Origin of the sequence: Microbacterium sp. DT81.1 (assembly GCF_049844955.1) — a bacterium.
Taxonomy (GTDB): Bacteria; Actinomycetota; Actinomycetes; order Actinomycetales; family Microbacteriaceae; genus Microbacterium.
This window is the reverse complement of the sequence record NZ_JBNCMA010000008.1, coordinates 162011-184479: the sequence shown is the minus strand read 5'-3', so window position 1 is coordinate 184479 and position 22469 is coordinate 162011. Positions and strand designations below refer to the sequence as shown.

The 22469-nt window shown below is 68.0% G+C and carries 20 protein-coding genes; 3 read left to right on the top strand and 17 right to left on the bottom strand.

The genetic code is table 11. The annotated features are described in order from the left end of the window. The first annotated feature begins 20 nt into the window (after positions 1-20). Positions 21-2216, top strand: a complete 2196-nt coding sequence (locus ACLQ2Q_RS20045; RefSeq protein WP_425823208.1) for a glycosyltransferase — start codon at positions 21-23, stop codon at positions 2214-2216. On the opposite strand, the gene ACLQ2Q_RS20040 is transcribed toward ACLQ2Q_RS20045, so the two are convergent. Both ACLQ2Q_RS20040 and ACLQ2Q_RS20035 read right to left on the bottom strand, forming a co-directional pair. Beyond that, on the bottom strand, positions 2189-3451 hold the full coding sequence (locus tag ACLQ2Q_RS20040; RefSeq protein WP_425823206.1) for a polysaccharide pyruvyl transferase family protein: 1263 nt from the start codon (positions 3449-3451) through the stop codon (positions 2189-2191). The two genes, ACLQ2Q_RS20045 and ACLQ2Q_RS20040, sit on opposite strands and share 28 nt — an antisense overlap. Before the next feature lie 56 nt (positions 3452-3507). Continuing rightward, the gene (locus tag ACLQ2Q_RS20035; protein ID WP_425823204.1) at positions 3508-4944 is read right to left on the bottom strand and encodes an O-antigen ligase family protein; all 1437 of its coding nucleotides are present in this window, start codon (positions 4942-4944) and stop codon (positions 3508-3510) included. Between the two features lie 285 nt (positions 4945-5229). Between ACLQ2Q_RS20035 and ACLQ2Q_RS20030 the strand changes: the two genes are divergently transcribed. Beyond that, positions 5230-6537 (top strand): UDP-glucose dehydrogenase family protein, encoded by a 1308-nt coding sequence (locus ACLQ2Q_RS20030; protein ID WP_425823202.1) that lies wholly within the window; start codon positions 5230-5232, stop codon positions 6535-6537. An 81-nt stretch (positions 6538-6618) separates the two neighbouring features. Here the strand turns inward: ACLQ2Q_RS20030 and ACLQ2Q_RS20025 are convergent, their stop codons facing one another. The 5 genes from ACLQ2Q_RS20025 to ACLQ2Q_RS20005 all read right to left on the bottom strand — a co-directional run bounded on the left by ACLQ2Q_RS20025 (position 6619) and on the right by ACLQ2Q_RS20005 (position 11785). Next, positions 6619-7623, bottom strand: coding sequence for an acyltransferase family protein (locus tag ACLQ2Q_RS20025; RefSeq protein ID WP_425823200.1), 1005 nt, complete (start codon positions 7621-7623; stop codon positions 6619-6621). Further along, positions 7620-8798, bottom strand: coding sequence for an acyltransferase family protein (locus ACLQ2Q_RS20020; protein ID WP_425823198.1), 1179 nt, complete (start codon positions 8796-8798; stop codon positions 7620-7622). The genes ACLQ2Q_RS20025 and ACLQ2Q_RS20020 overlap by 4 nt, the downstream gene beginning before the upstream one ends. A gap of 56 nt (positions 8799-8854) precedes the next feature. Beyond that, complete coding sequence (locus ACLQ2Q_RS20015; protein ID WP_425823196.1) at positions 8855-10366, bottom strand: lipopolysaccharide biosynthesis protein; 1512 nt, start codon at positions 10364-10366, stop codon at positions 8855-8857. 364 nt (positions 10367-10730) lie between these two features. Next, a complete protein-coding gene (locus ACLQ2Q_RS20010) occupies positions 10731-11315 on the bottom strand; it encodes a hypothetical protein (protein WP_425823194.1) in 585 nt (194 codons plus the stop codon). A 26-nt stretch (positions 11316-11341) separates the two neighbouring features. Then, complete coding sequence (locus ACLQ2Q_RS20005; protein WP_425823192.1) at positions 11342-11785, bottom strand: VanZ family protein; 444 nt, start codon at positions 11783-11785, stop codon at positions 11342-11344. A gap of 183 nt (positions 11786-11968) precedes the next feature. Between ACLQ2Q_RS20005 and ACLQ2Q_RS20000 the strand changes: the two genes are divergently transcribed. Continuing rightward, on the top strand, positions 11969-12658 hold the full coding sequence (locus ACLQ2Q_RS20000) for an endonuclease/exonuclease/phosphatase family protein (protein ID WP_425823190.1): 690 nt from the start codon (positions 11969-11971) through the stop codon (positions 12656-12658). Between the two features lie 8 nt (positions 12659-12666). On the opposite strand, the gene ACLQ2Q_RS19995 is transcribed toward ACLQ2Q_RS20000, so the two are convergent. From ACLQ2Q_RS19995 to infA, 10 genes are all read right to left on the bottom strand, one after another. Further along, complete coding sequence (locus ACLQ2Q_RS19995; protein WP_425823188.1) at positions 12667-13512, bottom strand: tRNA pseudouridine synthase A; 846 nt, start codon at positions 13510-13512, stop codon at positions 12667-12669. Between the two features lie 59 nt (positions 13513-13571). After that, entirely contained in the window at positions 13572-15017 is a 1446-nt protein-coding gene (locus ACLQ2Q_RS19990; RefSeq protein WP_425823186.1) for a mechanosensitive ion channel domain-containing protein, read from the bottom strand. A 30-nt stretch (positions 15018-15047) separates the two neighbouring features. Next, the gene (locus ACLQ2Q_RS19985; protein ID WP_425823184.1) at positions 15048-17222 is read right to left on the bottom strand and encodes an adenylate/guanylate cyclase domain-containing protein; all 2175 of its coding nucleotides are present in this window, start codon (positions 17220-17222) and stop codon (positions 15048-15050) included. 269 nt (positions 17223-17491) lie between these two features. After that, on the bottom strand, positions 17492-18568 hold the full coding sequence (locus ACLQ2Q_RS19980; RefSeq protein WP_425823182.1) for a GNAT family N-acetyltransferase: 1077 nt from the start codon (positions 18566-18568) through the stop codon (positions 17492-17494). Between the two features lie 498 nt (positions 18569-19066). Next, positions 19067-19624, bottom strand: coding sequence for a 50S ribosomal protein L17 (rplQ, locus tag ACLQ2Q_RS19975; RefSeq protein WP_425823180.1), 558 nt, complete (start codon positions 19622-19624; stop codon positions 19067-19069). Between the two features lie 37 nt (positions 19625-19661). Continuing rightward, the gene (locus ACLQ2Q_RS19970) at positions 19662-20651 is read right to left on the bottom strand and encodes a DNA-directed RNA polymerase subunit alpha (RefSeq protein ID WP_425823178.1); all 990 of its coding nucleotides are present in this window, start codon (positions 20649-20651) and stop codon (positions 19662-19664) included. Positions 20652-20838: 187 nt separating this feature from the next. Further along, positions 20839-21237 carry a 30S ribosomal protein S11 gene (gene rpsK, locus ACLQ2Q_RS19965; RefSeq protein WP_325484782.1) on the bottom strand — a complete coding sequence of 133 codons (399 nt, stop codon included), beginning with the start codon at positions 21235-21237 and terminating at the stop codon, positions 20839-20841. Positions 21238-21274: 37 nt separating this feature from the next. Then, positions 21275-21646 (bottom strand): 30S ribosomal protein S13, encoded by a 372-nt coding sequence (gene rpsM / locus ACLQ2Q_RS19960; RefSeq protein ID WP_425823175.1) that lies wholly within the window; start codon positions 21644-21646, stop codon positions 21275-21277. A 232-nt stretch (positions 21647-21878) separates the two neighbouring features. Then, positions 21879-21995 (bottom strand): 50S ribosomal protein L36, encoded by a 117-nt coding sequence (gene rpmJ, locus ACLQ2Q_RS19955; RefSeq protein ID WP_005050492.1) that lies wholly within the window; start codon positions 21993-21995, stop codon positions 21879-21881. 90 nt (positions 21996-22085) lie between these two features. Beyond that, complete coding sequence (gene infA, locus ACLQ2Q_RS19950; RefSeq protein WP_047544504.1) at positions 22086-22307, bottom strand: translation initiation factor IF-1; 222 nt, start codon at positions 22305-22307, stop codon at positions 22086-22088. Positions 22308-22469 lie beyond the last annotated feature (162 nt).

Sequence of the window (22469 nt, the reverse complement as noted above, 5' to 3'; positions counted from 1 at the left end):
ACCCACAGCAGGAGGCCCCGATGACCAGCCGTGACATCTTCGCCGTCGGACGGGGTCAGTACGAGAACATCGGCGACATCATCCTGCGGCGACCGCTTCTGGACTGGGCCCGCGCAGCAGGAACGCTGCACGTCTATGTCGGAAACTCCCCCGATGGCTACGATGAGGGACTCGGCCTTCGGCCGGAGGATCACGTGTACCGGTCCTTCGGGCGCTGGTATGCGGCACTGCTTCGCTCCGCTCTCCGCGGGCGGGCGCACTCCGTCTACAAACCCGGCGAAGTTCAGTTGACGCTGATCGGCATGAAAGAGCACGTCACGATGCTGCCAGCCGTCTCGCTGGTCCGGCTGCGCGGCGGGACCGTGTCGCGAGTCGGCGTCGGAGCGCGCAACTTCGCCCCGTTCCCACGTGCGCTCATGTGGCCGTCCAACGCCCTCAGCAGCTATACACGCTGGCGCGACGACCGCACGGCTGCTTACCTGGGCCACGGGCCCGCTTCCCCCGATCTCGGCTTCTACGAGGGCATGCCCGACGACGAACTCGTCGCGAGTCTCGGCGACGGCCGCGCCGAGCGCGACCTGCTCGTCGTCTCCCTGCGGGCGGACGCGGAGGTCGCACCCAGGCCATACCCCGATGGGGAGTGGTTCGCCGGCATCCGTGGAGCCGCAGACGCCCTCGACCTCCGGATCTGCGTCGTGTCGCAGGTCAGTGTGGACGACGGGCGCTCCCATCGACTCGCCGCCGACTTGGGCGGGGCAGAAGTCGTCTCATGGCCGGAGTCACGCGGCCATGGTCCGCAGGAGGCTCGGCTGCGCGAGGTCTATCGGCGCACCGCGGTCGTAGCGAGTGACCGGCTCCACGTCCTCATTGCGGGCCTGACCGAGGGCTCCGGCGCCGTGGGGCTGCAGCTGGATGACTCTGACAAGATCTCCCGCCACTTCTCCACGATCGGGCTCGAGGACCTCACCATCAACAGCACCGGCCTCACGGGCGATGAGTTGGCGGACCGCATCGTCCGGATCGCCCGCCGTCGGCGCGAGCAGGTCGGCGCGCTGCTGCTCGCGCGTGAGCGTCTTCGTGCGACCAAGCAGGGCTTCCACGACACCATCGCTCAGGCGCCCGCATCCGTATCCACGGCGGCCCCCGATGCGAGCGCACGGCCCCGCATCTATCACGTCGGCCGCGCAGGCGACATCCCCGGCGGCATGACCCAGGTCATCAACGCGTATCTGGCCTGGCCCTTCGAGAACGTCTCGGTGCGGGTGCTCGAATCCCGAGGAGATCCGGGCGACCACATCACGGCAGCTCGGCGCCTCGTCCGGACCCTCCGAAACGTCCGCGCAATCGCTCGACGGGGAGAGCGCGCAGTCATCGTGACGCATCTCTCCGAGCGAGGATCCTTCCTTCGCGAAGGCCTGGTTGCGCGATACGCCAACCGCCTCGGCCTGCCCGTGATCGCTCACCTCCACGGAAGCGAGTACGCACAGTACGAGCGCTCCAACCCGGCCTCGGTCGCACGAGTGCTGCAAGCGTGCACCAAGGTCATCACACTGTCCCAGGACTCCAGCGACATAAGTGCGCGCCACGTACCGGCGGACCGGATCGAGCTCGTTCCCAACGCGATCCCCAGTGGGACGCCGCGAGCGAAAGAGAAGCTGGTCGTCTTCGGAGGTGTCGTCTCGCACCGCAAGGGCATCGATGTCCTGCAGGAGGCATGGCGCGAGGTCTCGGACGAGCACCCGGAGTGGGAGCTCGTGGTCGCAGGTCCGGTGCGCGACGAGCACCTGGTCGACCGTGCGCTCCCGCGCACGCGGTGGCTCGGCAGTGTCTCGCATGCTCGACTCATGGAGCTGCTCGAGCGCGCGGAGATCGCGGTTCTGCCCTCCCGTGACGAGGCCATGCCGATGTTCATCCTCGAAGCGATGGCGCGTCGCGCGTGCGTGATCTCCACCGAGGTCGGGGGTATCCCCCTTGTGCTCGGTGGGGGCGCGGGCGTGCTGCTGCCGCCGGGCGACGCCGCGGGGCTGGGTGAGGCGCTCCGCAAGGCCGTGGGTGACGCGACCTGGCGTGCGGAGGTCGCGGCTCAGGGGCACTCCCGGTTCGAAGAGGAGTACTCGGCAGAGTCGGTGTATCCCCGTGTGGAGCGAATCTGGCTCGACGCGCTCGACGATCGCGAGGCGCCGAGCCGTCAGCGACTCGCGTTGCGCTCCGCGTAGCGCTCCCGCGCGTCGTTCCCACTGATCCGATCGATGTTGGCGGCGGCCAAGGCACGCGCGCGGGCGGCGCCCGCCTGCACGCGGTCGCGGGCGTCCGGCGCCGCCAGCACCTGGCTCGCTACGGCCCAGATCCGCTCACCCATCCCCGGTCCGGGTGCGACGCAGAGCTCGGGCCATCCGAACAGCTTCATCAGACCCTCGACCTTGCCCTGAGTCGCAAGAGTGATCGCGGGGGTACCTTGGGCCAGCGACATGATGGCCAGGTGCATACGCCCCGTGACGATGAGCGATGCACGATTCGCGAGTGAACGGATGGTGGACGGCGAAAGCTGCTCGTCGATGAGCAGGACTCCCTCGCCTCCGCTGGCTGCATAGACTTCGCGACACGCAGTGAGGTCGTCCGCCGTGTCGCGCAGCACGTGCGGCAGCAGGACGACGGTGAATCCGTCCGCGCGCAGGTGGTCCAGCAGCGCCGTGTACTCGGGTACCTGATCGACCGTGCGCGCGATCAGACCACTCACGTTCACGATCGCGAAGGGACCGTCGATCCCCCTCAGGATGCCGTCGGCCTTCGCGTCGTCGCGCCGATCGTCGGTGAAAACGATGTCAGCCGTCTCGACGACGCCGCCGATGCCGGCGTCACGCACTCGGGCAGCGGACGCAGGATCGCGAAGAAGCAGGCGCACACCGGCCGCCCCCGCCCGGCGCAGCGCACGCAGGGCCGCTGCGGGTGCTTTTCCGCTCCAGCTGAACCCGAGCACCGTCGTGTCGATGCCCGCGCGGGCACTGCCCGCGGCGATCGCGGAGCGGCGGAGCGAGCTGCGCAGCACGTACACCCCGTCCATGATGTCGGCCCCGACGATCGACACGGTCGCGGCATCGGTCAGCAGCACCTTCAGTCGCGCGAGGGCGTTCGCGTGAGCGCCGCCTGCCCCGTAGAACAGACCGGGGAGGGCGACGATCTCCGCGCCGGCGGCGAGATCGACCGGGAGCGTGAAGTCCTTCGGACCGCGTGTCACGACAGTCACCGGCCGGTCCGCGGCCGCCACAAACGCCTCCACCATGGCCTGGTCGCCGATGTTTCCGGCTCCGGGTGGCGCGATGAGGACATGGCGGGCGGATCCGCGCCGGACGCCCTCGAGCGCCGAGGCGACCCGCTGCTCGGTGATTCCCAGGTGATCGAAGACTCCTCGGGTGAGGAGGGTGTATCGGAGGCGGACGTGGCGAACGATCATTGGAGTCCTCTGGGTCGAAGTGGGCGCCGTTCGGCGCGGGAGCTGATCGGGGGAAGTCACCCGCTGGTCGGCTGCATCACGCGGCCTGCGGAAAGCGGCTCGAACTCGTCGGCGCGCGGTCGCGGTGTCGAGTCGTGCACGGCGAGAAGCACCAGGAGTCCGATCACGATGTGCATGCCCCGCACCGCGTCCAGCGAATTGAAGCTGCTGATGGAGACGGTGTACGCGATTATCGCGAGCCCAACCGCAAGGTCTCCGCGCGCCCACGCGCTCCAGATGAGGCTTGAGAGGAACAGAACGAACAGCACCAGCCCAGGCAGGCCGATGCTGATGAGCAGCTGGAGAAGCGAGTTCTCGATGACGATGGTGTCGAACAGGCGTCCCGTCTGGCCCGAGGTTCCGGGCCCGGTGCCGAACCAGTCGCTGTACTCAGCCGCGCTGATCGCCACGGTGATCGCGCGCTCGCGAACACCGGCAGACAGCTGCGACTCGATCGACGATGCACGTTCCACAAGCGGGCCGAAATTGAGGGCCACCACGGCCCCGAGCCCGGCCAGGCCGACGAAAACAAACCACCGGCCGACGTTCCGCCAGCCCAGGAAGAACGGCGCCGCAATCACCGCAACGCCGACGGCCACCCCCAGCGCGACGATCGAGCCACGCGATACCGTCGCCAGAACCCCACCGGCGGCCAGGCCGCCGCATAGGAGCATCCACCGGCGCCCTGTAGTCAGCCACGTGCCGATCCCGAGCATGGCGGGGACGGTGAGAAAGGCGGCAGCGAACAGTGGGTGGCTGAATGGCCCCTGCGCGCGGTAGACCGCGAAGCCGAATTCCCGCGAACCGCCCAGCCAGCCGTAGACGGGCGACATCCCGAGCACCAGCTCGACCATGATGTTCGCGCCCGCGAGAGCACCGCCGATCAGGAGGACCGTCCGCAGAAGCGCGACCTCCTGGCGCGCATCGAACACGAGGAGAGGAACCAGTGCGCTGACCACGAATGCGAGCGTCCATCCGACCGTCGTCTCGTTGACGCCCGACCGCAGGATGGAAACCCCGAGCCACGCGACGAGCAGGACAGCGAAGGTATACACGGCCAGACGGGGGCCGATCCGCGACAACGGTGGAAGGCGGGATGCACGCCCCGCGCCGTGGGCGAGTACGATTCGGCGCAGTACCCAGATCCCCATCACCAGAGCGAGTGGAGGCAGGGCGTTGAACGGCCCGTCGTTGGGAACGAATCTCGTCGGCACCACGCAGAGCACCGCACCGACCACCGCCGGGATCATGTGCACCGGCATGAGGAAGACGCCGAGGACGAGAACCGTCAGCAACGGGATCGCCAGCGCAAGCTCATAGGACGGCTGCTCGACCGTAGCAAGCAGGCCGACGGTCGTGATACCCGTGAATGCGACGGCCACGACGAACACCGCGGCCGACCGGAGCCGGTGGTTCCACTCCGTGCGCCCGGCGACGAGGTATGGAGGCGTCACAGACTGGTCCCCGTGCGCATAAAGCCGTTGATGGTGCCTCCGGGAACGTGCGGGTTCATGTTCAGAATCGTAGAGAGTCGCCGTGAAGTGTCTGTTTCGGCGGGATTAATGTTCTGCACTGCGGGCTTGACCCGACCTCTGCAAAAAGGGCGAAGCCGCCAGAGGCCTCCCCTCCCACCCTAACGCACCCTGCCGCGTTAACCTCGCCGTAACAGCCAGGCGGTAGGAATGAACCATCAGGCGGGCGAAGGCGCTCGGTAGTACAACGATTCACCAAGGAGTTCCATGCGTCTGTCTGTCATCGGCTGCGGCTATCTCGGGGCCGTACACGCGGCCGCCATGACCTCCATCGGCCATGACGTCGTCGGGATCGACGTCGACGAGCCGAAGATCCAAGCACTCGCCGCTGGGAAGGCACCGTTCTTCGAACCGGGCCTGCCCGAACTGCTCACGGAGGGAGTCGCGTCCGGCCGGCTTCGCTTCACGACCGACATGTCCGCGGCTGCGGAAGCGACCGTCCACTTCATCGGCGTCGGTACGCCTCAGCAGAAGGATGGCTACGCCGCCGACCTGACCTACGTGAACGCCGCGGTCGACGCCCTCATCCCCCATCTCAAGCCCGGCGATATCGTGGCGGGCAAGTCGACGGTTCCGGTCGGCACTGCTGCCATCCTCGCCGAGCGGGTCGCGGCGACGGGGGCAACGCTCGTGTGGAACCCCGAGTTCCTTCGCGAGGGCTGGGCCGTGCAAGACACGATCTCGCCCGATCGGCTCGTCGCGGGCGTTCCGTCGGGCGCCCAGGGTGAACGGGCCGCCGACGTCCTCCGCGAGGTGTACCACACCGCGATAGCGACCGACACGCCCTTCATCGTCACCGACTATGCGACCGCCGAGCTCGTCAAGGTTGCGGCCAATGCGTTCCTCGCGACCAAGATCTCTTTCATCAACGCAATGGCTGAGATCGCCGAGGTGACCGGCGCGGACGTCACCGAGCTCGCCGACGCGATCGGGCACGATGCCCGCATCGGTCGCCGATTCCTCGGCGCCGGCATCGGATTCGGGGGCGGCTGCCTGCCGAAAGACATCCGGGCATTCTCCGCGCGCGCCGAGGAACTGGGGCGCGGCGAGTCCGTCGCGTTCCTGCGCGAGGTGGACGCCATCAACCTTCGCCGACGGGACCGCGCCGTTCAGCTCGTCGTCGATGCCCTCGACGGCGACGTCTACGAGAAGAAGATCGCCGTGCTGGGTGCTGCCTTCAAGCCGCACAGCGACGATATCAGGGACTCCCCCGCTCTCGATGTCGCGGTCAAGCTGCGCGGACTCGGGGCGGACGTCGTCGTGACCGACCCCGAAGCCATTGAGAACGCCAGGTCCAGGCACCCTCAGCTCACTTATGCAGAACGAGACGAGGCGCTCACGGGAGCCCACGCGGTCGTCGTGGTCACGGAGTGGGACGAATACCGACGCCAGCTCTCGCCAGCGCACGCCTCCTCGCTCACGGCGGGGCGCATCGTCGTCGACGGCCGCAACTGCTTGGACGCTCCAGCGTGGCGAGCGGCCGGATGGACGTACTTCGGGATGGGGCGGCCGTAGGCAGAGCCACGCTGCTTGGACGACGTGCACTCAAGGCCGAGGGATCCCCTCGGCCTTGAGTGCAGCTTCTTGTCGTTCACATCACTCGAGCAACCGCTTCCCCTGCGGATCGAGAGCTCGGGCGATCGGCTTGGGCAGGTTGAATATGCCGCCTACGGGGGCGAGCAACCGATAGAGGACGAGCGGCACACCGACTCCGAACGCCGTCAGCGCGGCGGCGGCGAGAACCGGGGACACGACGCCCACCGGAATGAGCGGCACGACTGCTGCCAGCAGCATCGCGTGCGCGACGTAGACGGCGATCGTTCGCTGGCCGATGTACCGGAAGGGAGCGGACAGCCACCCCACTTTCGCGATCATCGCGGCGATGACCAGACACGCTGTCACGCAGACCACCGATAGAGCCATGCGCCCCACCCCCCTCGCGGGGCCGGGAATGAAGGAGAAGGCCGCCATGGCGGCGGGCACGGCGATGATAGCGGCGACAAGCAGCACCGGATTGGCGCGCGCCGCGACGGATCGCCACACCTCCGGAAGCCGCGCGCCGAGCAGGAAGAAGAACATGTACATCGCAACCGAGCGCCACACGATGTTGTCCGCCGTCGGCAGGACACCCATCGCTGCCGCCACGCCCAGAGCACCGGATGCAAGGAGCGGGATCCACGCGGGGAGCTGCTGCGTCAGCCTGCCGACAACAAGGTAAACGATGAGCGCATAGAGGAACCAGAGGCCGTTGGTCGGCCAGATCGGCGATATCACGAAGGCGATCCACGGATGCACCTCACTGAGCGGCCACGGCACGAACGTGAACCACACGGCGCGGATGAGCATCCAGAGGAAGTACATGTAGAGCAGCAGCGCGAGACGAGTGGCGAAGAGGCCGCCCCACGTCCGGCGGATCGCGTTGGCAGCGAAAACGCCCGCAACCAGGAAGAACAGCGGCATCCTGACCGCCGTCAGGTACAGGTTCAGCGTGTCGAGCCATCCGTTGTGCCAGCCATAGACGTTCATCAGCTGAAGGGCGTGTGCCAGTACGACGAGGATCATCGCGCCGCCGCGCGCGACGTCCGCCCACGCGAGCCTCAAGCCGTTCCAACCTTCCCTGTCGGACTCTGTGGCGGGTCTTGCTCTGGACCCGTGCCCTCGGGCGCTCGCGCCGCCCGCTCGGCCGTGGCATCCGCCTCCATATTGTGCGCCGCGCGCGCGCGACCCTTTTTTCGCCCCGTGAAGGGATAGACGAAGAGCCAGGAGAACCGCGTGAGATACCGCGTGATGAGGATCGACAGCAGGATGACGAGCGTCGTGAGCACGCCGATGAGGAGGAGCCCTCGCCCCGGGAGCTCATCGAGCACCGGGACAAACGCCAGCGGAGCGACGAGGAGCGCGATGACGAAGAGGTGGACGAGGTAGATGTTGAGCGTCCGCAGCCCTACATAGACGACCCACTTGAGGAAGACGAGATGCACAAGGTAGTACGCGAGTGCGAACCCCGTCGCGATCGCAAGCAGCTGGCCCACGAAGGCCGATCCCGGGATTCGCTGCAGGACCGGGAACAGCGTCACGACCGCTGCGAAACCGGCGAAGCCGATCACCAGCGCGATCGCGCGCCACAACCGCATCCCGTCGAACAGGTCGAAGATCTTGCGGCTGAAGTAGGCACCGAGCGTGAAGAAGATGAGGTACTCCGTCATGCGGTTGATGCCGACATTGTGCGCGTTGAGGATCCCCGACGACGACAGCACTGACAGCACGAGCGCGATGGAGATCAGCACCCACTGAGGGGCCTTGCGGAAGAGCCAGAGTGCCAGCGTGAAGATGAAGAGCGCGTAGATGAACCAATAGGAGCTGATCGGCCAGATCAGGATGCCGAGCAGTGCGAGCGGATCGGAAGCCGTCGATCCTGCACCGTCTGAGCGCACATTCGGCGCCAGCCGGTACAGCACGAATCTGATCACGGACCACAGCAGGTACAGGTAGAGGTATTGACGCAAGCGGCGCTTCCAGACGTCAGCGAACGACCACTGCCCCACGCGGTTGTGGAACACGCCCGTGATCAGGAAGAACGCCGGCATCGGGAAAAGCTCCAGCACGACCTTGAGCCGCCCGATCCCCGCCGCGTCGAACCCGATCGACGTCAGGAACAGTGTCGTGTGATAGGCGACGATGAGGATGATCGCCGTCCCCTTGACGAAGTCCACCCACTCCCGCCTTCCGACGTCGGTGCGGAGCATCCTGCCCCATACGGTTTCGGTGTTACCCATCTCGGCCTCCCAGTCCGAACATGTTCACGACGCGACGCAACCGTCCCCCGTGGGCGTCATCCTGCATCCCCCCGTGCAGGATCGGGCTCGGAATCGTCGGTGGTCCGCCGCGCGCGGGCGAGGAACCGCCGGCCGGCGATGATCGACAGCACGTCGCGTCGGTACGCGGGCAGGATGACGGCCATGATCACGAGCGCCGCGATCAAGGACACGAATCCGACACCGATGCGCACGAACGGCGACGCCTCGGGCAGCAGCATCGTCGACGCGTATGAGGCGACCGCAGCGACGCCGTAGACGGCAAGCGTGCGAAGTCCGTTGAGGAAGAGGCGGAGGAGCGGTGCGGTCGACCGACCCCGCAGCCAGAGCATGCCGATCGGCCAGAGCAGGGCCGTCGTAACCAGGTATGCCAATGCAACGCCCTCGACGCCCCACAAGACGCCAAGGATCACGAGTCCGATGACGAACGGCCTGGTCCAGACGGTGTAAAGGAGAAAGCGCCCCGTGAGGCCGTGCGAGAGGAAGACCCAGTACGTCGCGAACGCAGCCGCTTGGAAGAAGCCGGCGATGGCAAGGATCTGGAACAGCGGAACGGTCGGCGCCCACTGGGGACCGAGAGCTACGGCTATGATGTCGGTGGCCTGCGCGACCGAGAAGCCGAGTACGAGGCTCACGATGTTCAGCAGGACTATCTGGCCGAAGCTGATGAACTCGGCGTACCTCGCGGGCTGATCCTGAAGCCGCGAGAGCGCCGGGAGTGCAACGCGCGTCGACGGAGCGTTGATCTGGTTGAGCGGAAGCAGCATCAGCTGGAAGGCTCTGTTGTAGTAGCCGAGCGACTGAGCGCCGAAGACGCGGCCGATGACGATCGAGTCGACGTTACGACTCGCGTAGGTGAGGATCTGGGCGCCGACGAGCCCGCCGCCGAACTTCAGCAGTGGCTTCATCTCCTCACCGCGACGAGGGAAGCCGGGCCACCAGCCACCCATGATCGGCAGTGCCACCGCCTGGAAGAACACCTGCAGCACCTGCTGCGCCACCAGCGCCCAGTACCCCCAGCCGAGGGCCGCGAGCGCGAGCGCAATGACGAGCGCAGCTGCCTGGGCCGCAATCTCGATCGCCGCGAGAGGTCCGAACCGAAGGTTTCGCGTGAGGTCGGCGCGGAACTGTGTCACGAATCCGCCGAGGACGAACGTCGTGGAGAGCGCGAGCGTTACGAGGACGAGCCGCTCATCGCCGTAGAATGCGGCGATCGGGTGCGCGAGTGCCGCGACGGCGCCCGTCAACGCAGCTCCGATCCCGAAGTTGATCCAGAAAAGGTTCGCGCGCTGGCCCGCCGTCAGCGTCTTCGCCTGGATCGCCGCGCTCGACAGTCCGAAATCGCGCATGATCTCACCGACCCCGACGATCGCGAGGACCATCGCGGTGACGCCGTAATCGGCAGGAGAGAGCAGCCGCGCCAGCAACACGATGCCGACGAGTTGGATCGCTATTCGCACGATCTGGCCGCCGAATGTGACGACGGCACCCCGGCCTACGGTGCGACCGAGGCTCTGCACCGCCGTCATGGCAGGCTCCTATCGGAAGCGCTTGAGCTGAGACCTCTCAGTTCAGTCACGGATGTCTATCCTTTCGGCGTGACGGTCCCGCCGTTGGGACATGGTTCGGGCGGGCGTCGCAAGACGCCGGCAGAGGCTATGTTCCGGCCAGGACTGCGCCAGGCGAGAAGGGCGCGTGGTCCAGGACTCCTGGGCAGTATCGGAGTTGAGCGGTCACCTGTCACGGCTCCTCGATGCGCCGGCCGGGGCGCGAAGGATGGCAAGAAGAGTGGACCGCATGCCGAAACTCTACCAAGCGCAAATGAATGGCCTGTTTCACAGAGGTAAAGGCTGCCCCGCTCGAGTCCGGGGCCTGGGGCGAGTGCCGCGAGATTCAGAGCTGCACCGACAGACTCCCGGCCTTCTCGGCGAGCACACCTCGTTGCAGCAGCACGCCGATGACGGCCGGGGCGTCTATCGGGTGGATGCCCGGAGGCATCTCGCCGTCGCGGGCGGGGTCGTACGCAAAGGCCGCCTCGAGGTCGGCACGCGGGATCGACCCTCCTCGCTCCTCGGCCAGACGGACCAGGGTCGCGGCCACCTCGGCTTCATCGTCGGAGAGCTGCGTGAGCGTATGGCGCAGCGAAACCAGTGCGCCCGCCGCGACCAGCGGATCGCGCGTCGTCACAGTGGCGAGCACCGCCAGCGCGAGCTCGGGCCAACGGCCGCGAATCGCCGAGAGGTTGACATGCCAGCGCGCGCCGGGGATGAGCACGCCCGGGGCGCCGGGCAGGGGGCGCTCTTGCGGATCCCGCCGAACGATCCGGGGGTCATCGAGTTGCCGGGACAGCTCTGCGAGCACGGCATCCGACCACTGCCGGTCCTGCAACACCGGCCGTCCGGTGAGCCGGCGCATCACCTCGAGCGCGTCCGTCCCGTCGTGCCACACCGACCGTGCGGAGTCCGTCGGGTTCTCCATGCCGCAAGGGTAGCGGGCGGCACCCTTCAGCGGCTCGGTCGACGCCGCCTCTGCCTCGACCGCGACACGACGGCGACGAGCAGCACGCCGACGGCGGTCCCGATGGTGTTGGCGAAGACATCCGAAGGCGTCGCGACGCGCTCGGGGAGAAGTGCCGCCTGCAGCAGCTCGATGCCCAGTGACACGGCTGCGCCGATCGGCACGGCGGCCCACCGCAGCCGGGGAGGAAGCTGTAGGGCGACGAGCACGCCCACCGGCACGAAGAGCGCCACGTTCGACGTGAATTCCAGCACGTCGTAGCTGCCCCGCATCCACTCATCGAGCCCCTGCAGCAGTCCCGACACGGGCCGGTCGACGGGGGTCGGGTAGAGCGCGACGACGGCGAGCAGCGCGCCATAGGCGAGGAGCAGGCCGGCGGAAACGGCCCTACGCGTTTGCAGGCCCGCGCGAGTGGTGTGCAGGTGAGTCACGCGGTCCTCCGAAGGCAGATGGGATGCCGCGTCGTCGCCGCTCGTCCTCAGGATCCTACCGCCGCGGGTCGGTGTTTTCCTGAGCGCCGGAGACGCCCGCCGTCTTCGGGTCCTCTGGGGATCCGCTTCGCATGAGTTCGCGCGCTCCTCTGCGCCTCCCGCGCGCCCTAGGCTGGTTTCGCAATGAAGGTCATCTCGTACAACTTGCGCAAGCACCGCGCGGCCAACGAACTCGCCGGGCTGGCGGAGCGCCATGCGCCCGATATCCTGTGCCTGCAGGAGTGCGACACCAATGAGCTCCCCGAGGGCATCGCAGGGCTTCGGCTCGCCCACTCGACGCAGGGCAATCGGCTCGGGCTGGCACTTTACTACCGTGAGAACACCTATCGGGCGAGCGAGGTCCGCGCGATCGCGTTGAAGAAGTCGCTCCACGATCGTGTGCTGAAGCCCGCGCACGAGCGCATGCTCGGCGTCCGCCTGCACGACATCGATCAGAACCGCAGCGTCATCGTCGCGTCGTTCCACGCCGCGCCGCTGACGGCGCTGAACTCGCTGCGCCGGCACCAGATCCGGGCGGCCCTGCGCGAACTGGAACAGCTGGGTCCGGGTCTGCCTGCCCTCATGGTGGGCGACTACAACTATCCGGTGTTCAAGGAGCACCTCGGCCAGAAGGTGCGCGACCAGGGGTACGAGCTGACCCTGAGCGACGCGCGCACGTACACGCGCTACAAGTTCTTCCGCGGGCACTACGACTTCGCGACGTCCGTCGGCTTCGACATCGCGCGTGTCACGACCCTGCCGCAGGGACGGTCCGACCACCTGCCGATCATGATCGACGCCGAGCCCAGCCCCGCGCGCATCGCGCACGCCTGAGTCGGCGATCAGTCGGCGAGCCTCCGCGCCCTGGTCTGTTCCGCGCGGGCGGCGAGTTCGGCGACATCCGGGTACCCCACCTGCGTCAGCGTCAGTCCCCGCGCCGCGAGCACCTTGAATTCGCTGGTCCGCTCGCCCGCGTCACGCAGGGCCGCGACGTCGTGGACCTCGAGCCGTCCTTCTCCCACCGCCACGCACGCCCCGACGAGGGCTCGCACCATGCTGTGGCAGAACGCATCGGCTCGCACGTTGGCGACGAGCACCCCCTCGGAATCGCGGTGCCAGTCGAACTCCAGCAGCGTGCGGATCGTCGTCGCCTCCTCCCGCGGCTTGCAGTAGGCGGCGAAGTCGTGCAGCCCGATCAGGGAGCGGGCCGCGGCATCCATCGCCACCACATCGAGATCGGGACGCACCGTCGTCGTGCGGTGCCGCTCGAGCGGGTCGTAGCCGGTCACCCCGTCGGCCAGGCGGTACTCGTAGCGCCGCCAGACGGCCGAGAACCGCGCGTCGAAACCGGCGGCAGCCCGGCCGCTGGCCGTGACGGCGACGTCCGAGTACGCGCCGAGCACGCCGCGCATGCGGCGCGCGAGGCCTTGCAGAGGGTCGGATGCCGCGTCGCCGCGCCGGGTCGCGCTGAGGCGCGCGACCTGCGCGTCGTCGAGGTCGGCGTGCGCCACCTGTCCCCGCGCATGCACGCCGGCATCCGTCCGCCCGGCGACGGTGAGTGCCGCCGGGGAGCCGAGGATGCGCTCCAGGCCGTCCTCGAGGGTGCCCTGCACCGTGCGGAGCCCGGGCTGCCTGGCCCAGCCGCGGAAGTGCGTGCCGTCATACGCGATGTCGAGCCGGATCCGCACGGGGCCAGCCTACCGAGCCCCTGGCGGGCGTCGCGGGCTGCGCCGGTCGGCTCGGTGGCTCACCCCAGCATGCTGCGCCCGTATGGCAGCACCTCTCCCACCGCGGCGAGCGCCGCGCGAGCCAGCCGCACCCGATTCTCGCTCTCACGCACGATCTCGCGCGCGAGAAGCGGATGCCCGCGCACGATCTCATCGAGCATGGCGACCGGCAGGGACACGACATCCACCTCGCTCAGAGCCACCGCGCGAGAGATCGTCGTCGTGCGGGTCAGCGCGGTGATGCCGATGGCATCGTCGCGGCCGAGCGTGGTCACCTGCACGAAGCCCTGGTCCTCGGTCGGGATGCCGAGGACCACCCGGCCGTCGAGGATGAACCGGGTCGCATCCGGCACCGTGCCCGGTCGCAGGATCACCTCGCCCTGGCAGTAGCGTTCGAGGCGGGCCGAGCTCGCGAGCGCATCGGCCTCGCCGCCTCGAAGCCCGAGGATCGGCGCGATCTGGTGCAGCGCCTTCTGAAGCCGATCAGCCGTGCGCCACTCGTCGGTGTCGTCTCCGTCGAGGTGCAGCCCGGCCCTGCGGGCCGCGTACCAGAGCCGCGTCGAGAAGGCATCCAGCGCACCGGAACGGTCGCCGGGGTTCTGCAGCGGGATGCCGACCGAGTACTTCGAGCCTTCGAGCGTCGCGGCCGTCGGCTCCCGATCGGGCGAGGAGACCGGGATGTCACGGGCCACCCGCACCAGCAGCTCCCGGACCCTCCCTGGGGGGTCATCCGTGCCGAACTCCACCTCTCGCTTGGCCAGATACGGCTCGGGGCTGCGCGACAGGTTCGTGAAGGAGCCATCGGCAAGCAGGGCCGTCGGAATGACGAGGATGCCGTTGCCGGTGTCGAGGTGCACCGCGCGCCAGTTCACCTCGACGATCTGGCCGTACGCGTAACCGGTGTCCTCGTTCGTCTCGATCCAGTCGCCCATCTCGAACGGCGACTCGAAGATCAGCAGCAGGCCGGAGATGATGGAGCCCACCGCGTTCTGCAGCGCGAGGCCGACGATGATGGACGTCACTCCGAGCGCGGCGAAGACGCCGGCCACATCGGCGCCCCACACCCACCAGAACAGCAGCGCGATCCCGACGATGATGAAGACGAACCGGATCAGGTCGCTGAAGATCGTCGGGAAGCGGTCGCGCCAAGAGCCCTTCTCCGCCCGGTGGAAGACGAGGTGATCGACCGCGTTGATCACGACGAGGATGACGAGCAGCCCGAAGATCGTCGCGAAGACCTTGAACCAGGACTGCTCCTCGTCCCACGCCCCCGGCTGGCTGATCAGCACCATGATCGCCGCGACCGGAACGAGGTAGTTGCGCACCATCAGCACGATCGGCGCGGCCCGGCTGCCGCCGCGCACGAGCGCGTTGTACATCTCGGTGAGCCCGATCAGCAGGAGCGGCAACCCCACCGACACGAAGACGGCCGGCCAGAACCACGCCTGCGACACGATGTCAGCCATTCTTCGATGACCTTTCCCGCGCGGCCATCCTCAGCCTTCGACCATCACCGCGGGGGACTCGACCCGCCAGACGCGCTGGGTGCCGGTCTGGGTCTCCACGTCGCCGGCCGGCTGCAGCACGAGGCTGTCGGGGATACGGTCGGCCACCCGCTGCGTGACGTAGATGCCGGGCTCAGCCGACTCCCCCTGCACCCGGAATGCCAGGTTCACGGCATCCCCCCACATGTCGTAGACCACGCGCGCCCGCCCGATCAGCCCGCTCGTCACCTTCCCCGAATCGAGCCCGGCCCGAAGTCCCAGCTCGACTCCCTGCTGGTTGGAATAGCGCTCGAGGATCTCGCTGAGCTCGAGCGCGAACTCCACGGCGCGGCGGGCGTGGTCGACGCGCGGAGTGCCGAGGCCGCAGCTTGCCAGGTAGCTCTGCCGCGTCGTGCGCACCCGCTCGACGCCGTGCCGCTCCGCCGCCTCGTCGAAGGTGCGGATGAGGTCGTTCAGCCGGGCGATGGACTCCTCGCTCGTCATGGAGAGTGCGAGCTCTTCGAATCCCATGATGTCGGCGAAGATCACCGTGACGTCGTCGCTGTCCTGGGTGATCGCGTCGTCGCCTCCCTTGTACCTGCTCGCCATCCCCTCCGGCATGAACGACAGGATCAGTCGCTCGTTCGCCTTCTCCTGCTGCTCGATGAGGCTCGATTTGACCTGCAGGCTGCGGCTCATGTCGTTGAACGCCGTCGCCACATCGGCGAGCTCGTCGCTGGATCCGGCATCCACCTGCACGCCCTCCTGCCCGCCCGCGATCATGTGGGCGGCGAGCTTCAGGCGGCGAAGGGGTCGAACGAAGACCTGCGCCAGCACGAGCGAGAGCAGGCAGACGAACACGATCATCCCGGCGGTGGAGAGGATGAGGTTGCGCGTGAAGTCCTCCACCGGCACGAGCGCCTCGGCTGTGGCCTGCTGGGCGACGATGGCCCAGGGCAAGCCGTCGATGGCGAGCGGCGCGTATGCGGTCAGGCTGTCGCGCCCCAGGTAGTCGGGGGTCACCGTCGTGCCCCGCTCGCCGGCGAGCGCCTTCGTCACGGCCTCCGTCGAGACGGTCTGGCGCAGCAGGGTGTTGCCGTCGGCGACGCCCAGGGCGGCGGCATCCGGGGAGAGCCCCGCGGCGACGGCCGCCCGCTCGTACGCCTCCGGGTCTTCGAGGAGCGACCGCGACACGCTGCGCATCAGGGTGTCCTCGCCGACGAGATAGGTCTCGCCGGTGGTTCCGAGCCCGTTGTCCTGCCACTCCTCACCCACCGTCATCACCTCGTTGATGCGGTCGATCGGCAGCTCGATGGCCAGCGCCCCGATGATCGTGCCGTTCTCGGCGATGGGCGTGACGGCCCAGCCGGATGGCGCCCCGAGGCTGGGATTGTACGGATCGAAGTCCTCGAAGACGACGTTGCCGACCAGGTTCGCGCTCATCACCTCGCGATACGCATCGGCGAGGTTCGTGAGCCGGTAAGGGCCGTCGAAGAGGTTGGTGCCGAGGTCGACGCCCTTGAAGGCGGTGTAGATGACGTTGCCCTCGGTGTCGAGCATCAGAACGTCCTCGAAGCGCTGCAGCTCGGTCATGGCGCGGTAGTACTCGTGATACTGCGCGTGAGCCGCCGACCACGCGCTGCCGTCGCCGGCATCATCGACCTGGATCGCCTCCTCCCACGTGTCGTAGGGGATGACGTACCGCTCCTGCAGGTACGCCTGAGCCGGCGACTGGGGAACGAACGCGTCGCCGTCCACCTCCTCGCCGCTGACCTCGGCGAGCTGCGGAGCGAACACGTCGCGGTAGTACTCGGTCAGCTCTGCGGATGCCGCGGCATCCGGCTCGGCGCTCTGCAGCTCGCGGAAGCCGTCCGAGAACGCACGAGCGGCCTGGATGCTGGTCGCATTCAGCGAACCGAGACGGACGGAGTTCTCGATCGACGTGAACAGCTCATCCACCTCCCGCGCGCGGTTCTCGCGGATCTCGACGAGGCGCTCGTAGGCGATGGCGCGCAGCGCCTCGGTGCCGTTGATGTAGCCGATGACGCCCACGACGATGCTGGAGAGCACGCTCACGAAGAGCAGCATCATGAGCAGGATGGAGTAGATCGAGAGTCCGGGACGCCGCCGCGCGCGCGGAACGCCCACCCATTCGGCGGGTGCCGCCGCCGTGTCCGTTCCGGACATGCGCTCCCGATCCCACGCTTCGATGACCGGCCCCGCAGCCGAGGTCATTCGCCGCCGGCTCATGCCGGAATGCGCTCAGGATAGCGGTCCGGGATTCCGTGCGCATAGAGGCGCGTGCGCTTCGTGACATACGAGGAGCGCCGGTGTTTGAGGTGGTCGAGGCGGTCGTCTGAGACCGGGATGCGCACGGGATCGCCCGTCGAGAGGTGTTCAGGGGCGAGCGACGCCGGCTTCATACCCGCAGAGGCATGGATGGCGCAGGTTCGCGGTCAGAACTCCTCGACGAGGGCGACCGTGCGCTCCGTCGGTCGGAATCCCATCCCCTCGTACAGCGTGTGCGCACCGGTCGGGCTCGCCGTGTCGACATCCAGGATCGCCCGATCCAGCCCCGCGTCGCGCGCCGCGCGCAGGAGAGCGGCGATCGCGGCCGGCGCGAGTCGCTGGCGGCGACGATGGCGAGCGACGCCGATCAGGTCGATGTAGACGCTGGAGAAGCCCTGCACCTCCCAGTCCTCTTCGTTCACCGAGCCGAGAGCGAAGGCGACGATCCGCACCGGGACGCCGAGCACGTCCGTGACACCGGTGCCGCCGGCATCCGCCCTCTCGATGATCACGAACGAGAGGTCGTCGCGGAACAGCTCACCGCCCACGAACTGCTGCCAGCGCTCCGGAGCACTGGGCTGGCTCCCCCAGTGGTCACGGAAGGCGTCGTTGCGGGCGGAGCGGGCAGCCTCGCCGAGGGCCGGGGTGTACCCGATCACGCGCACGTCGTCGGGAATCGGGATGTCGGGGATCGGGTCGGCGAGGACGCGCTCCATCGAGGTGAAGTACCGCTCCACCCGCATTCCCCGGCGCTCCGCCAGCCGGATCGCGGCCACGTTGGTCTCTTCGGCATAGGTCATCAGCCAGGCGGGCAGGGTGCTCCTGGTCTCAGCCATGCGCTGCAGGCAGCGCTGCGCCGACCATTCCATGACCTGTCGGCCGATTCCGCGCCCGCGCAGTTCGGGGTGCACGCCGCCGAACGCGTAGGCCTGTACGCGGGTCTCGCGTCCGGGGGCCAGCTCCGCCCAGGCGAGCGCGACGATGCGCCCGTCCCCGTCGAGCCCGATGAGCGAGTCGACGGCGGGATCGATGAAAGGCGTGTCGAACTGGTCGGCCACCTCTTCCCGGGCGGTCGTCCACGTCGGGTGATCCGCGGTGTCGAGCGCGCGCATCAGCACCATGAGCGCGTCGATGTCGTCCTCCGTCGCGGGGCGCCATTCGGCGACATCCGGATGCCGGGGCTCGGTCGGGCGCTCGGGGGCGGAGATGCGCTGATCCAGGGGCAGAAGCTCGCTCTCGGTCACGCGACGAGCCTATCCGCGGCGCCCTTCTCGCAGGGCCCCCGCCTCCGGCGGTTCGACGGGCCCTGGGCGCCTTCGGATCCGTCGAGCCGGTCGGGTCCCGTGCACAACGGCGGATTTCGGCCGCGACACGCCGGCCGGGGCATCCATCATCCGGCGTGTCGCCGAGGATCCCCGCCGTTGTGCATGCCGACGCTCGGTGGTGCCCGCCGACACCCCACCGAGTCCGGTCCACAGGCGTGGCCGCGGGTGGAACGGAGCGGCGATCCCACGCGCTCGCCCGTGCACAACGGCGGATTTCGGCCGCGACACGCCGGCCGCGGCGTCCATCACCCGGCGTGTCGCCGAGGATCCCCGCCGTTGTGCACGACGACGCTCGGTGGTGCCCGCCGACGCACCGCCGAGCCCGGCACCACCGCCCGCCGACACCCGGAAACGACGGAACCCGCGGCCCGCCCGAAGGCGTGGCCGCGGGTTCGCGGTGCGCAGATGCGAGGAGGACTACTCCGACTTGGGCTCGGCGGCGTCGGCCGCTTCGGCCTGGGGAGCCTCGGCAGCAGCCTCGTCGGTAGCAACGTCGTCCGAGACGACCTCCTCCGAAGCGGCGTCATCCGAAGCAGCGTCAGCGGCCGGAACAGCGGCCGGAGCCGCGGCGGCAGCGGCCGCAGCCGTCTTCTTGGCCGACTTCGCCTTGGGCTGGACCGGCTCGAGCACGAGCTCGATGACCGCCATGGGGGCGTTGTCGCCCTTGCGGTTGCCGATCTTCGTGATGCGGGTGTAGCCACCCTCGCGGTCGGCGACGAGCGGCGCGATCTCGGTGAAGAGAACGTGCACGACCTCCTTGTCGCCGATCACGGCGAGCACCCGGCGGCGGGCGTGCAGGTCGCCGCGCTTGCCGAACGTGATCAGGCGCTCGGCGAGGGGACGCAGGCGCTTGGCCTTGGTCTCGGTCGTCGTGATCGAGCGGTGCGTGAAGAGGGCGGCGGCGAGGTTCGCAAGCAGCAGGCGCTCGTGTGCGGGGCCGCCTCCGAGGCGGGGACCCTTCGTGGGCTTAGGCATTTTCGGGTGTCTCCAGGATCAAAGTGGGAAGAGGGGCTCAGACGGTCTCGTCGTCGTATCCGCCGTAGAAGTGGGCGCCGTCGAAACCGGGCACCGAATCCTTGAGCGAAAGACCGAGCGAGATGAGCTTGTCGCGGACCTCATCCACCGACTTCTGGCCGAAGTTGCGGATGTTCATGAGCTGCGTCTCTGAGAGGGCGACGAGCTCGCTGACCGTGTTGATGCCCTCGCGCTTGAGGCAGTTGTACGAGCGGACCGAGAGATCGAGGTCCTCGATCGGCATCGACAGCTCGTTGGTGAGGACGGTCTCGACCGGCGCGGGGCCGATCTCGATGCCCTCGGCCTCGACGTTCAGCTCGCGGGCGAGACCGAACAGCTCGGTGAGCGTGCGGCCGGCCGAGGCGACGGCGTCGCGCGGGGAGATCGACGCCTTGCTCTCGACGTCCAGCACGAGCTTGTCGAAGTCGGTGCGCTCACCGGCGCGCGTGGCGTCGACGCGGTAGCTGACCTTGAGCACCGGCGAGTAGATCGAGTCGATCGGGATCTGACCGGCCTCGGCGTACTCGTTGCGGTTCTGCGTGGCGGAGACGTAGCCGCGGCCGCGCTCGATCGTCAGCTCGAGCTCGAACTTCGCCGAGTCGTTCAGCGTCGCGATGACCAGGTCGGGGTTGTGCACCTCGACACCGGCGGGGGCGGAGATGTCGGCAGCCGTGACCTCGCCGGCGCCCGTCTTGCGCAGGTAGGCGGTGATGGGCTCGTCGCGCTCGCTCGAGACGACGAGCTGCTTGATGTTGAGGATGATCTCGGTGACATCCTCCTTCACGCCCGGGATGGTGCTGAACTCGTGCAGCACGCCGTCGAGACGGATGCTCGTCACGGCGGCGCCGGGGATGGAGGAGAGGAGGCTGCGGCGAAGCGCGTTCCCGATCGTGTAGCCGAAGCCGGGCTCCAGCGGTTCGATGACGAACCGGCTGCGGAACTCCGCGATCTTTTCCTCGGTGAGTGTGGGACGCTGTGCGATCAGCACTATGTGTTCCTTTCGATCAAGTGCCCGCTATATGACACTTGCGTGATGTGAGGTGTTGAGTTTTCGTCGGCGGATGTCTCGTGCCGAGTCATCCGGATGTCGTAGTGGTCGCTGCGCGACCCGGCTCGCGCGAGCGCGCGGGCCTGCGGGCGAGGGCGTCCTGCGGCGGACGCCCTCGCACCGGGGATCAAACGCGGCGGCGCTTGGGGGGACGGCAGCCGTTGTGCGCCTGCGGCGTCACATCGTTGATCGAGCCCACCTCGAGGCCGGCGGCCTGCAGCGAGCGGATCGCCGTCTCGCGGCCCGAACCCGGGCCCTTGACGAAGACGTCGACCTTCTTGACGCCGTGCTCCTGCGCCTGGCGGGCGGCCGACTCCGCGGCCATGCCGGCGGCGTAGGGCGTCGACTTGCGCGAGCCCTTGAAGCCGACGCCACCGGAGGACGCCCAGCTGATCACAGCGCCGGACGGGTCGGTGATCGAGACGATCGTGTTGTTGAACGTCGACTTGATGTGGGCCTGGCCCAGCGCGATGTTCTTCTTTTCCTTGCGACGCGGCTTGCGCGCGGCGGTCTTGGGTGCAGCCATGTGCGGTTCTCCTGAATCCTGTAGCGCAGGCGGAGGCCTAGCGCGCCTTCTTCTTGCCGGCGACGGTGCGCTTGGGACCCTTGCGCGTGCGGGCGTTGGTCTTCGTACGCTGACCGCGCACGGGGAGGCCGCGACGGTGGCGGATGCCCTCGTAGGAGCCGATCTCGACCTTGCGGCGGATGTCGGCGGCGACCTCGCGGCGGAGGTCACCCTCCACCTTGTAGGTCTCGATGTTGTCGCGAAGTGCGATGAGCTGGTCGTCGGTCAGATCCTTGACGCGGACATCGGGGCTGATGTCGGTGGCCTTGAGGATCTCGACGGAGCGGGTGCGCCCGACGCCGTAGATGTAGGTGAGGGCGATGACCACGCGCTTGTCGCGCGGGATGTCGACGCCGGCAAGACGTGCCATGCGGTTCTCCTGGGAGTGGTGTGGAGGTGTGGAGCAGAATCGGTGCCCGGGCCTCCAGCCCGGGGTGTCCCCCGCTCACGTGGAGAGCGGGTTCTGAAACTGCCGTGTATGTGTTGAGTTGTGTGGTTCGACAGGCTCACCAACCGCCCGGTCCCTGAGCAACAGCCCGGTCCCTGAGCAACCGCCCGGTCCCTGAGCAACAGCCCGGTCCCTGAGCCTGTCGAAGGGCGCTCTAGCCCTGGCGCTGCTTGTGGCGCGGGTTGGACTTGCAGATGACCATGACGCGGCCGTGGCGGCGGATCACCTTGCAGTGATCGCAGATCGGCTTGACGCTGGGGTTTACCTTCATGATGTTTCCTTATCGCTGTCTTCGTGCCCGTGCGCATGCGCGGCGGTGGGCCGCGGCATCCGGATCACGGGCCGTTACTTCTCGACCGGTCTAGCGGTAGCGGTAGACGATTCGTCCGCGCGTGAGGTCGTAGGGGCTGAGCTCCACGACGACGCGGTCTTCCGGGATGATGCGGATGTAGTTCTGCCGCATCTTGCCTGAGATCGTGGCGAGCACCTTGTGTCCATTGGAGAGCTCGACGCGGAACATCGCGTTGGGCAGCGCCTCTGAAATAGTGCCTTCGATCTCGATGACACCGTCTTTCTTCGCCATACACTCGCTAACGCTTGTGCAGACCGGTCGGTCTGCGGTGGGTTGGGTTTGTGGTGCCGACTTCCGCGGATCGAATCCGCGGACACGCCGAAAGAGGCGCAAGGCACCAAAGATCAATAGTACGTGATAGTGGATGCCTCGGCAACTCGGCGGTGCGGCCAC